This is a genomic window from Psychrobacter sp. P11G3, assembly GCF_001435845.1.
Taxonomy (GTDB): domain Bacteria; phylum Pseudomonadota; class Gammaproteobacteria; order Pseudomonadales; family Moraxellaceae; genus Psychrobacter.
The window spans coordinates 1,875,742-1,887,872 of sequence record NZ_CM003596.1; the positions used below are offsets into that span (position 1 = coordinate 1,875,742).

The following is a 12,131-nucleotide window of genomic DNA, read 5'->3' on the forward strand; positions in this document are numbered from 1 at the left end:
CTAAACCTTAGCCCATGTTTACAATCGGTGCCTGAGCAATCGCTTCTCTATCTTCGAATACCAACTGACTGAGTGGACGAAAGCCAAAAGTCGTACTAACGAGGTTATTCGGGAATACTTCGCGATCGTTATTATAAAACATCACGCTGTCATTATAATGCTGACGCGCAAATCCGATACGATTTTCCGTATTGGTTAGTTCGTCCATGAGCTCCTTAATCATACTATCGGCTTTGAGCTCTGGGTAGGCTTCGACGACAGCGGAGAATTGACTCAACGCTTTAGACAACATACCTTCTGCTTTTGCAAATAGTGCCATATGTTCTAGTGAGTCTGGCTGATGTTTATTAGAGTCTTGTAGATCTTGGGCATGATTACGTGCGCTAATGACGCGAGTGAGTGTTTCTTCTTCATGACTCAAATAACGCTTGGCAGTTTCGACCAAGTTTGGAATCAGATCATGACGACGCTTTAGTTGAACATCTATTTGAGCAAAGCCATTCTTTGCTTGGTTACGTGCGCGTACCAATCTATTAAAAATGGATACCCCAAACACAACTACCAACACCACAAATGCAATGAATAGCCAAACAAACATCTTCATAATCAAACTCCAAGGTGTCTAGAATGTTAATAAAAAGTTAATACATTGTATTTTAACTCATATTAATCAATAAAACCTTAGAACTAGATAAGAACTACAAAGGAAATCGAACAGGAAGTTAAATTGAAAACTACATAAGCAAATAGATAACCATCAGACAAAATTTTGACCAAAAAAAACCCTTTACAATGAAGGGCTTAATACATCACAAATATGTCTTTTATACTTTATAAATATAATTATCAAATTTTAGGCAAAAAAAAGCGACTCCAAAAGCACATCCTCGGCACACACTATAACTATTACCGTTGCTACCTTCCGGTCCTGGCGGGATTCATAGAACAATGTTGCGAGGCTACCAATGGAGCCACCAGTCGCAAATTATACAAGAAATTTTTAATTTTACAACCCCTATCTTAAAACTGTTTGCTTTAGACCCTAAATAGCATTGTCATTTAGTTCATTAGCTCATGTTCGCAATGTATGAGCACAAATTATATCAGTAACTTAGGTCACAAAATTCTCACAGCAACTTATATGAATTTTGCTATTTTAGTGAATGAAGTTGCACCCATGTCGATGTTTAAAAAACAATAGGGACAACTTTTCGTGTATAAATGAGCGTTGATAATTGTCATTTATATATTATTAGAATCAACTTAGGAGATAATAATGAAAAATACTTTATTGAATAAAGCAGCACTAGTTTCTGGTACGGTTTGTCTTATGACAGCGATGATGGGTAGCGCCCATGCAGAACCCACTGGCTATGATCAACTGACGTTTCAGACAGAAATAAAAGAAGAAATTCAGAACGACGAAGTACGTGCCAGCTTGTACAAGAAAGCACAGGCAACTGACTCTAAGACTTTAGCCACAATGCTTAACACCTCAATCAACAATGCCATGAAAATCGCCAAGCGCTATCCTAGCGTGACCGTGAGCACAGGGCAACAGCGCACCTATCCACGCTACGACAAGAACGATAAAATCATTGGCTGGACAGGTCAAGCAAACATAGACTTAAAAAGCACAGACTTTTCAGCGACTAGCCAACTAATTGCTGATTTGCAAGAAACCTTGGTGATGGACAATCTTAATTTTGGCGTATCAGATACCAAAAAGGATGCTCTAGAGCAAAAATTAATGACCGAAGCCTCTCGCGCTTTTCAGCAGCAAGCTAAGAGCCTTACCCGCGCGTGGGATGCTCGTGGCTATCGCGTCGTCAATGTTAACCTAAACACAGGTAGCAACTACCCACGTCCGATGTATAGCGCTATGAGCATGAAATCAGGAATGGCAGACGAGTCAGTACCAAGTCAAAGCTTTGAGTCTGGCAACAGTACTATTTCGGTGACTGCTAACGGTACCATCGAGCTAACTAAATAAGACAGCTTATAGTTCAAATAAAATAAGTGATTTGCATCAAAAAAGGCAAGCGTCGTTAACGGTGCTTGCCTTTTTATTTTGCTAGGGATATCTATTCATTATATTCAATCATTATTGAGACCATCATTGTGAATTAGCAACTTCCTGTTGACGCAGTTTTAGCATCAATTTTTGATACCAAGCTAGCTTTTGATAAGCCAACAGCTGCTCTGCCTTTCTTTTGTTGTCTTGCAATGTGGTCGTGTTTTGAATTACGTATACAGTACGTGTGATTTGCTCAAGTGTTTGGCCAGTTTCGCTTTGTATAACCGCCTTGATTATATGAGCACCTGGCAAAACATCAACAGTAGCAATAGACGCGCTCAAACCTTGTGCAACCTCTTTATCATCAAAATAAATACGGGCATTATCACCTACCTGTAACGCAGGCTTAATCTGTACATTGACATCGATATTCTGTACGGGACGACGATAGGCTCTCTCTTCGCTAGGTTCAGTAATGGCTAACTGATAGTTTACTGGCGTGGTAACCTTAGTATTTATCGCAGGCGACTCGGTAGTAGTCGCTGTCTGCGACGCACTTGATGATTCGCGACTTGTATTAGAATTGGTTGTCGTACTCAGACTAGTTGACCTGCTCGTCTCATTACCTGTCGTAATAGCCGTTTGACTGACTTGTTTGCCAGCTTGCTGCTCATAATCCTGTGGACGGTCAGTAAAGGTGACTTGACCGGTTTGCTCATCAACCACTTTATAAATAGGTGCAGCATTCGTGAGAGATGTACAAAGACTAGCGAGAGCAACCGTAGTCCATAACCCAACTCTAATCCTACTCTTCAAGAAACTCGGTTTTGCTAATAAAGTCATAATCCATCAACCTAGATAGTGTCTACTATTAATATAATTTTATAAAACTATTATGCGTGAGTTTTGACATGAAATCAGTAGCGATTTCAAAGAAAATTCAGCAATTGGACTGATACACTTTATTAATACGCATAAAAAAACCAGCTAAGAATAACTTAGCTGGTTTTTATGACTCAAAACAACTGAGTGCTTTAGCGACTAATTAGCAGCTGTAGTACATATCAAACTCGACTGGATGCACAGTTACGTTCAGACGTTGTACTTCTTCTTCTTTCAAAGCGATAAACGCTTCTAGCATGTCTTCAGTGAATACATCGCCTTTTAATAAGAAGTCATGATCATCACGCAGTGCTTGCAATGCAACATCTAAGCTCTCTGCAACCGTTGGGATTTGTGCTTCTTCTTCTGGTGGCAAGTCATACAAGTTTTTGTCAGCAGCTTCACCTGGATGCATTTTGTTTTGGATACCGTCAAGGCCAGCCATCAATAGTGCAGCAAACGCTAGGTATGGGTTAGCCGTTGGATCAGGGAAACGTGCTTCTACACGTACCGCTTTCGGGCTGCTCACGTGTGGAATACGGATAGATGCTGAACGGTTAGACGCTGAGTAAGCAAGCTTGATAGGCGCTTCATAATGAGGAACTAGGCGCTTATAGCTGTTCGTTGATGGGTTGGTAATCGCATTCAACGCACGCGCATGCTTGATAATACCGCCAATGAAGTATAATGCTGTTTCAGACAGACCAGCATACTCATCACCAGAGAATGTATTTACGCCGTCTTTTGAGATTGACATATGTACGTGCATACCTGAACCGTTATCACCAACGATTGGCTTAGGCATAAAGGTAGCTGTTTTGCCAAACTGATGCGCAACGTTATGAACAACATATTTCAATTGCTGAACTTCATCCGCTTTACGTACCATCGTGTTGAATGCAACACCGATTTCAGACTGGCAAGAAGCAACTTCATGGTGATGAACTTCAACCGAACCTTCACCAACGATTTCTTCGATGCGTTCACACATAACAGCACGCATATCGTGTGAGCTATCGATTGGTGGTACTGGGAAATAGCCGCCTTTCACACGTGGGCGATGCGCCATGTTGCCCCACTCGTAAGTCTCGTTAGTCGACCATGCTGCTTCTTCAGCCGTGATTTTATGACTAACGCCAGACATATCGACTGACCATTTAACATCGTCAAATACAAAGAACTCAGGCTCTGGACCGAAGTAAGCAGTATCACCGATACCAGTAGACTTTAAATACTCTTCAGCGCGACGTGCGATAGAACGTGGGTCACGGTCATAACCTTGTAGCGTTGATGGCTCGATGATATCGCAAGTCACTACCACAGTCACCGCGTCAAAGAACGGGTCAACAAAAGCAGTTTCTGGATCAGGACGCAAGATCATATCTGACGCTTCGATACCTTTCCAACCAGCGATTGATGATCCATCAAACATTTTGCCATCTTCCATGACATCTTCATCAACGGTATGCGCTGGGAAGCTGATGTGCTGCTCTTTGCCGCGTGTATCAGTAAAGCGAAAATCAACCCATTTAGCATTAGAGGATTGGATAAGATCTAATAGTTTATTCGACATGAATAGTCTCCGTTGTGTTGATCACGTAATTGCGATTTAAAATTATTAATATGATGTTCTTGTCCAAGAATGTCAGATGTGCTCTCAATACTAAAACAGCGCATTCGATATTATGCTTATTATCAGCACTATTTTGCGTATTAGTCAAGATGCGCATCCAAAGCGTTTACTCAATCAGACCAATATTTGTGCACATGGTCTAATATACGCCAATTCAATCCTAACGACATTCTAGCAATATACAACTCATAATGCTGAACTCTTCGGGCTCTTGTTAATAATTATTTTTAGACCAGTTTTTTGGCTTTAAAAATAATCATAACAGCAACAATGCAAAGGCTATGCCAATGTATTAACACTCTGATAACAGATATAGTTATAAATAGATTTAATTATCAATATTTACAGTGATTTATATGATTAATATCGTTATATATTAATTAATTCTCATCAAGTTCAGTTTTAGAATAGCACTTAATCAGAGCACCAGTTGAGGACAGAAAGCACTTAATTGGTGCAAATACAAATATATTTATTATTGAAATGCTATTTTATAGTGCAATGCCAATATTTGAATTCATAACATTACACTTGATCAAACTATCCTCGTTATCGATACGATAATAAAAAATATGTTTTTACTTGGTGCTTACTTAGATAGCCTATACCCTCCATTTGATAGAAAACAAAATAGTGGTAAGATAACCGCGCGCAATAACCCCCTCTGTTATAGTCATAGCTACTTGTGTCCGGCAATCAAGTAACTCGATAACAGTGAGAACCAATTTTATGTTAAAAATATAATAAAACTGATAAGTTGAAGCCTTAATGATTTTGATGATCGATAATTACGATAGCTTTACGTACAATATCGTACAGTACTTCGGTGAGCTAAAGCAGGACATCACTGTCTGGCGTAATGATCAGGTCAGCATTGAGCAGATTAAAACCCTTGCACCTGATGTGATTGTGATTGGCCCAGGTCCGTGCGATCCTGACCGTGCGGGTATTTCGCTGCAAGCCATTAAGACATTTAAAGGGATTATTCCCATACTGGGTATCTGCTTGGGTCATCAAGCGATCGGTCAAGCCTTTGGCGGTCAAGTGGTCAAAGCTGGCGAAGTCATGCATGGCCGCTTATCCGCTATCTATCACAACGAGCAAGGTGTGTTTTCTGGATTACCTAACCCGTCACAGGTTACGCGTTATCATTCGCTCGTCATTGACAAGACCAGCCTACCAGACTGCCTTGAGCTCACCGCATGGACACAAAATGCCGATGGTAGTATTGAGGAAATCATGGGTATTCGTCATAAGGCGTTTGCTGTAGAAGGCGTCCAGTTCCATCCTGAGTCGATATTGAGCGAAGCAGGTTACCAATTGCTCAATAACTTTTTACAGACTCATGGCTTAGCTACTCTGACATCCGATGAGCTACCGCAAGTTGGCTAGATTTTACTAAAAGCATGTTAATAAAAATACTACTTTTATAAGCCCATGCCACATTTCACACAGATTCACATAAAAAATAATAGTAAGTGAGACCATAATGAGTACGACAAAAATAGAAGAAACGCACACGCCAGAGAGTATTGCAAAATTGTCTGATGAGCAAACGCATCAATTGCTAACCACAGCTTTGGGTAGAATATTTCAACACATTGACTTAACCTTTGATGAGATGTATCAAGTGATGCTGATTATCATGCAAGGTAGATGCAGCGACGCTATGATGGGCGCTATCTTGACAGGACTACGCATGAAAGGCGAATCCATCGACGAGATTACTGCGTCTGCCAGTGCCATGCGTGCACTAGCCGCCAATATTGAACCAAAGAACTGCGATTACTTGGTAGATATCGTTGGTACTGGCGGTGATGGTGCTAACTTGTTCAATGTCTCGACTGCATCGGCGTTGGTTGTTGCGGCAGCTGGTGCACAAGTTGCTAAGCACGGCAATCGCGGCGTTTCGACCAAGTCTGGTAGCTCAGACTTACTTGAGCAAGCAGGTATCAGTCTTGCGCTCACGCCAGAGCAAACAAAAGACTGTATCGAAAACCAAGGTATTGGATTTTTATTCGCACCCAATCATCACAGCGCCATGCGTTACGCCAACCCTGTACGCCGTGAGTTAAAAGCGCGTACCATCTTTAATATTTTGGGCCCATTGACCAACCCTGCTGGCACGCCAAACTTAGTCATCGGTGTGTTTACCGCGCAGTTATGTGAGCCGATTGCTAAGGTAATGAAAAACTTAGGCGCACGTCATGTCATGGTAGTAGGCGCAAAAGATGGTCTTGATGAAATCAGTCTTGCGACTTCGACCACAGTCGCTGAGCTAAAAGATGGCGAGATATCAGTTTATGACATGATGCCAGAAGATGCGGGTATCGAATCTCAAACCCTTATTGGCCTCGATGTCGACTCTCCAGCACAAAGCCTTGAGTTGATTCGTGCTGCACTATCTGGAGCCGACACTCATGACCGTGCCGTACTTAAAGCACGTGACATGATTGCGCTAAATGCAGGTGCCGCGATATACACCGCAGGACTTGCCAGCAACTACCCTAACGGTGTTAGCCGAGCACAGAAAATCATTCAAAATGGTGATTCTTTACTCAAACTTGAGTCTTTAGCCAACTATACCCAACAGCTAGTCGCTCAAGGTTAATCTATACGCATTTATATACTGTCTATAGTCAAAAAAATCTAAAACGGATACAAGGCAGCCGACCACAGATTGTACAAATCGTACATCTAGGAAGGGAAACGCCGTAGCCATTTAGTAGTTATTAATAGCTCTCTGACTGTATTTACATTTAACGATATTCGGATACCAGTATGACCACAACCCATTCAGACATACCGTCAGTGCTACAGCGCATTGTCGCCACCAAAGTAGAAGAAGTAAAAGCCGCTCGCGAAGCATTGTCTTTAGAGGACTTGAAAGCACAGGTCGCAGCTGATGATAAACCGCGTCGAGGTTTTGCCGCGGCATTACATGCTGCTGGCACTAAAGAAAATGGTATCGGTATCATTGCTGAGATTAAAAAAGCCTCACCGTCTAAAGGCATTATCAATCATAACTTTACCCCTGCTCTATTTGCGCAGCAGTATGAGCAAGCAGGCGCTAGTTGTCTGTCTGTATTGACCGACCGTGATTACTTTCAAGGCGATGACAGCTACCTTATTCAAGCGGCTAATACCTCAAGCTTACCGATATTACGTAAAGACTTTATGATTGATGTCTATCAAATCTATCAATCTTACCTAATGGGCGCTGACTGCATCCTACTCATTATGGCTTGCCTAGATGATGCCCAAGTACGAGAGCTACATGCACTCAGTATTGAGCTTGGTATGGACGTATTGATAGAAGTGCATACCAAATCTGAGCTTGAGCGTGCGCTACAGTTGCCACGTTCAGTACACAATATTTACGGTATCAATAATCGTGATTTAAATACCTTCGATGTTGACCTGCAAACCACGCTTGATCTTAAGAATATTTTAAACGACGCACTTGCTACTGATAGTGCTGAACAAAAACCACTTATCGTGACCGAGAGTGGTATTCATAGCAGTGATGATATTCGTTTGATGCTAAATAATGATATTCAGCACTTTTTGATCGGTGAGCAATTTATGAAAACTGATCATCCAGGGCAAGCGTTACAATCCTTACTTGCGGGCGTCGTAGCAGACGGGTAAAGTAACTCAATAATTTATGTTTCAATATATGCTAATAGCTTCAACAATGTCTATGCTATATACATAGTTCAATCAACCATTCATCAATCAACGATACGTTAACTTTTATGTCAAACTCTCTGTTTTCAAAAGAAATGCAAGACCAGCTCAAAGAACTCAAAGGCCAGCTGAGCAAAGGCCGTGATACCAATTCACCTGAAGGTGAGAATCAAAAGCCAACTGAACCGGTATCGCTACCGACTCAAAAGCAAGTAAAAAAGACGGTTAAGCAGCTAGATAGTGAACATATCGATGACGATAAAGTTCTATTTATGCAAGCCATGCATGGTGTCAATCAGCTAGAAGACAAAAATGTCCGCTCACCTGCCAGCGCAGCTAGAGCAGGTAAACCTGATGCAGCGACACTATCAAAACGTGCTGCAGCTCAAGGTAGTGAAGCCAGTGATCTAGGCGCAGGCTTGTCAGATATGCAAGCACTACTGAACCCTGTCGCTGCTGAAGCTTATTTGTCTTATAAGCAGCCTACACTGCAAAATAAAATCTTTGATCAGCTCAAAAAAGGCAAGCTGCGTTGGTATGATGCGGTAGATATCCATGGCTGTACGATAGAAGAAGCTCGCGAAGCGATGACTCAACTATTGAGCCAAGCCAAGCAGAAAAACGAAACTATGGTAAAAATCGTCCATGGTAAAGGTAGTGAAGCGATTTTAAAAACCTGTATCAATGGCTGGTTGCGTCAATTGCCAGAAGTATTAGCTTTTTGCTCTGCGCCACCAAAAGATGGTGGTAACGGTGCTGTACTAGTACTACTTAAAAAACCTAAAGCAGATGGCGAATAGGTCTACTGTTAGTGATATGGTACTACATCAAAAGGACTGCAAATAAGCAGTCCTTTTTTTATCAATCACTTATGGTCTAGACGTAGACTGCAACAATGTTTCCTTTAATGAATGCCTTCTTTCATGTACATTCCATTTAATGTGAGCTTCTCACCTTTTATTAATATATAGACTTGAGCACCTTCTAATTAGCAAAGCGAAATCACTATGAGCATACATACTATTGAAAACACCAACGAACTAGAAAGGCAGATTGCTACACTGATTACCATTGAACCAAGGTTTGCTCCTGTGCATAAGCAGGTTGGCACACCTAACCTTAGGCATAACGCAGGTGGGTTTGAGCAGTTGATGAGAGCGATGGTAGGTCAGCAGTTATCAGTTGCCGCCGCTGCCAGTATTTGGAAACGGTTGGTTGATGCAGAATTGATCACCCCGCAAGCTATACGTGAAGCGACAGACGATACTTTGAAGACACAGGGATTGTCCAAGCAGAAAACTCGTTATGTACGCTCTTTAGTGGATCATGATATAGACTTTGCAGCGTTAGAAACCTTTCCAAATGAAGAAGTCATAACAACCTTGACAGCTGTGACAGGCATTGGGCGCTGGACAGCTGAGATGTATTTACTATTTTCACTAAAACGTGCAGACATACTCGCTGTCGATGATTTAGCCATTAAAGTTGCAGCCATGGAGTTGTTAGGCTTAGCAGAGCGCCCAACACCCAAGCAGCTAAAAGACTTAACTCAGCACTGGTCACCTTGTCGCAGTGCTGCCAGTCTATTGCTTTGGTCGTACTACGGCTCATTACGTGATAAAACTGCAGTACCTTTATGAATAATTGAGCAAAGACATAGCTAGTGTTATTCACTACCACTCGTGAGCAAAGAGTCTCTTTTAAGGCTGGTTCCATATAGAAAAACCAGATTTGTTTTTAGTGTGCTTAAACTTACTTTTTCTTAGCATATGACTTTTATGCTTTAGTGCCTTAAGCGCACCACTTCTGCTAACGGTCGCCATAGAGAATTTGTGGTGACTTGCGACATCATTTTTAGCCTTGTCGCTATCTTTACGAATATTAACGCCATCGTCGTTGTAATCTTTCCTGTATACGCTTGTGTTTACTTCCTTGTTATCAGACACTTCATTATTAGCAGAGTTACTACTGTTATCTGATTCATTTCCTGCTGCTGATTCATCAGTGCTACTTCCCACATGATGTTCAAGCTCCGTTTGATTAACAATCAACTGCTGAGTCGGCAATGCATGTTCTACTTTATATTTCGCGACTTTCTTTAATATATCGACAAACAAAGCGTTTTGTTTGTCATAGAACTCAATGATACCAATAGCATTCACATAAGCTTGCAACTGAATAACATAGCAATCTTGGCGCAGCTCCAAAATATTGACCTGATTCCATTCTTGATTGGTCAAATCATGCTCTTTTATAAATTCATCCAAGTCATTAACCATTTTAAATATTACGTCAAGATCAGCGGTACGCTTAATATATAAGTAATGGAAGAAACGAAACATATCCCGAGAGGTAAAGTTTTCGATCTGCATCGATGAAAAATCACCATTTGGTACCGTAACAATCGTCCGCGACAAGGTCCGTACACGCGATGAGCGAATACCAATATCAATAACTGTGCCTTCGTAAGTACCGAATTTACAGTAATCACCGATACGCACAGGTGAGTCTGCCACCACTACGACACTACCAACTAGGTTTTCGATCGTCTTTTGCGCACCAAGAGCTAACGCCAAACCACCCACACCCAATGCGGCAATACCAGTGGTCAAATCAAAACCCAAATTGCCAAAAATGACAATCACTGCAAATATCAGGAGTAGCGCTTTGACAACCTTGCGCAGCAGTCCCAAAATTGAGACACGCTCAGTATAGTTTTTCTTGTAGCTTAGATTTACCGCTCGGGTAAATATCGCATCGATTACTCGCAATAGTAGCCAAGTCAGCGCCAACCAAGAAGCAATATCCGTAAAGCGATTGACCGGCTCACGCAGGGTCACCGAAACCCCTGCATAAACCATCACCTCGGATAGTATCAATGCCATAATGACCACAGAAAGTGGCAATATTACCTTATCAGGTAACGGCAATGGTGTACCACGCAAATACGGATAGACAATCCTTAATAAGTGGTACAGTAACCATACCGCGACATAAGTAAGTACAAAGCTGGTCACAATCATGGTGAGCGCGGCGACCAAATCAGCTAGTTGATAACCGAAAAGCTTTTTGCCATCTAAAGAATCAACCGTATAACGCGAGACCAAAGTCGGCTCAGTATTTTCTATCACTTCTGGTACTGAGGTCAGCGTATCGCTAGAGAATTGCCAATATTGTTCATTCTGTTTTGAGACCACCCTTTCAAGTAGTAACGGAACACTTCGCTCGCCGATATTAATCACACCGACGTTTTCTTGGCTAGGTGGCAGTTGGTCAGTTAGATTACCCTCAGGTGAGTTACTAATCTGTAGATCCGGCTGAAAACGCCCTCCTGCATCCAGTGCTTGTTTGAACTGACGCACAACGGTCGTTGGGTTATCGGACTTAGATAAGTTGAGATAATTACTTGCCAGTAAATAATCATTTTCACCCAGCGCACTGATAAACCCTTGTACCGTATGACGCGGTGTATCTCGGCCAAATGAATCAGGTAATGGCGTACTTACTGTCTCTCCACTACTGTCATTACCCACTCCAAGCGCACTAGCCTCCACAGCATAAGCATTATTTGGCAAGGCGATACTTAACAGCATAGTCAGTAATAGCATTGCGACTATAAAAGGCATCTTAGTAATAGCAGAGAATAAATTAGGCGAAGGACTGGGAGTCAGATTATGCTTGATAGACAAAACAAACCTCTTAGTTTAAAAATGGCATGATAAATGACAGGTGGCGTCCATACTATAGTAACAATTATTTATAACAGCAGTGCTTTTGATTACGCAATTTTGTAGCTAACTGTATTGGTATTTGGTTTCTTAATCTATGTGCATTTCTAATAGTAGGTATTTTTAAGGATAGGCTTATCTTATAAAATTCAACAAGTTTTCACAGAATATCTAAGTAAAG

General features: G+C 41.5%; 10 protein-coding genes and 1 other RNA gene. 6 read left to right on the top strand and 5 right to left on the bottom strand.

The window, feature by feature from the left end; translation table 11 throughout:
- Window positions 1–7: 7 nt before the first annotated feature.
- Both AK824_RS07530 and ffs read right to left on the bottom strand, forming a co-directional pair.
- Window positions 8–604 (bottom strand): LemA family protein, encoded by a 597-nt coding sequence (locus AK824_RS07530; RefSeq protein WP_082624601.1) that lies wholly within the window; start codon window positions 602–604, stop codon window positions 8–10.
- A gap of 267 nt (window positions 605–871) precedes the next feature.
- Window positions 872–968, bottom strand: an RNA gene (gene ffs, locus AK824_RS13440) — signal recognition particle sRNA small type.
- 308 nt (window positions 969–1,276) lie between these two features.
- Between ffs and AK824_RS07535 the strand changes: the two genes are divergently transcribed.
- Entirely contained in the window at window positions 1,277–1,993 is a 717-nt protein-coding gene (locus AK824_RS07535; RefSeq protein WP_057760351.1) for an SIMPL domain-containing protein, read from the top strand.
- A gap of 123 nt (window positions 1,994–2,116) precedes the next feature.
- On the opposite strand, the gene AK824_RS07540 is transcribed toward AK824_RS07535, so the two are convergent.
- Both AK824_RS07540 and glnA read right to left on the bottom strand, forming a co-directional pair.
- Window positions 2,117–2,860 carry a DUF4124 domain-containing protein gene (locus tag AK824_RS07540; protein ID WP_057760353.1) on the bottom strand — a complete coding sequence of 248 codons (744 nt, stop codon included), beginning with the start codon at window positions 2,858–2,860 and terminating at the stop codon, window positions 2,117–2,119.
- Window positions 2,861–3,062: 202 nt separating this feature from the next.
- Entirely contained in the window at window positions 3,063–4,472 is a 1,410-nt protein-coding gene (glnA, locus tag AK824_RS07545; protein WP_057760355.1) for a type I glutamate--ammonia ligase, read from the bottom strand.
- Window positions 4,473–5,300: 828 nt separating this feature from the next.
- Here glnA and AK824_RS07550 point away from each other — a divergent pair.
- The 5 genes from AK824_RS07550 (at window position 5,301) to AK824_RS07570 (ending at window position 9,862) form a co-directional block, all read left to right on the top strand.
- The gene (locus AK824_RS07550; protein WP_057760357.1) at window positions 5,301–5,924 is read left to right on the top strand and encodes an anthranilate synthase component II; all 624 of its coding nucleotides are present in this window, start codon (window positions 5,301–5,303) and stop codon (window positions 5,922–5,924) included.
- 97 nt (window positions 5,925–6,021) lie between these two features.
- Window positions 6,022–7,143 (top strand): anthranilate phosphoribosyltransferase, encoded by a 1,122-nt coding sequence (gene trpD, locus AK824_RS07555; protein ID WP_057760359.1) that lies wholly within the window; start codon window positions 6,022–6,024, stop codon window positions 7,141–7,143.
- Window positions 7,144–7,313: 170 nt separating this feature from the next.
- Complete coding sequence (gene trpC / locus AK824_RS07560; RefSeq protein ID WP_057760361.1) at window positions 7,314–8,183, top strand: indole-3-glycerol phosphate synthase TrpC; 870 nt, start codon at window positions 7,314–7,316, stop codon at window positions 8,181–8,183.
- 107 nt (window positions 8,184–8,290) lie between these two features.
- Window positions 8,291–9,022 (top strand): Smr/MutS family protein, encoded by a 732-nt coding sequence (locus AK824_RS07565; protein WP_057760364.1) that lies wholly within the window; start codon window positions 8,291–8,293, stop codon window positions 9,020–9,022.
- Between the two features lie 207 nt (window positions 9,023–9,229).
- Window positions 9,230–9,862 carry a DNA-3-methyladenine glycosylase family protein gene (locus AK824_RS07570; RefSeq protein ID WP_057760365.1) on the top strand — a complete coding sequence of 211 codons (633 nt, stop codon included), beginning with the start codon at window positions 9,230–9,232 and terminating at the stop codon, window positions 9,860–9,862.
- Window positions 9,863–9,922: 60 nt separating this feature from the next.
- Here the strand turns inward: AK824_RS07570 and AK824_RS07575 are convergent, their stop codons facing one another.
- Complete coding sequence (locus AK824_RS07575; RefSeq protein ID WP_413772217.1) at window positions 9,923–11,848, bottom strand: mechanosensitive ion channel family protein; 1,926 nt, start codon at window positions 11,846–11,848, stop codon at window positions 9,923–9,925.
- Window positions 11,849–12,131: the final 283 nt, after the last annotated feature.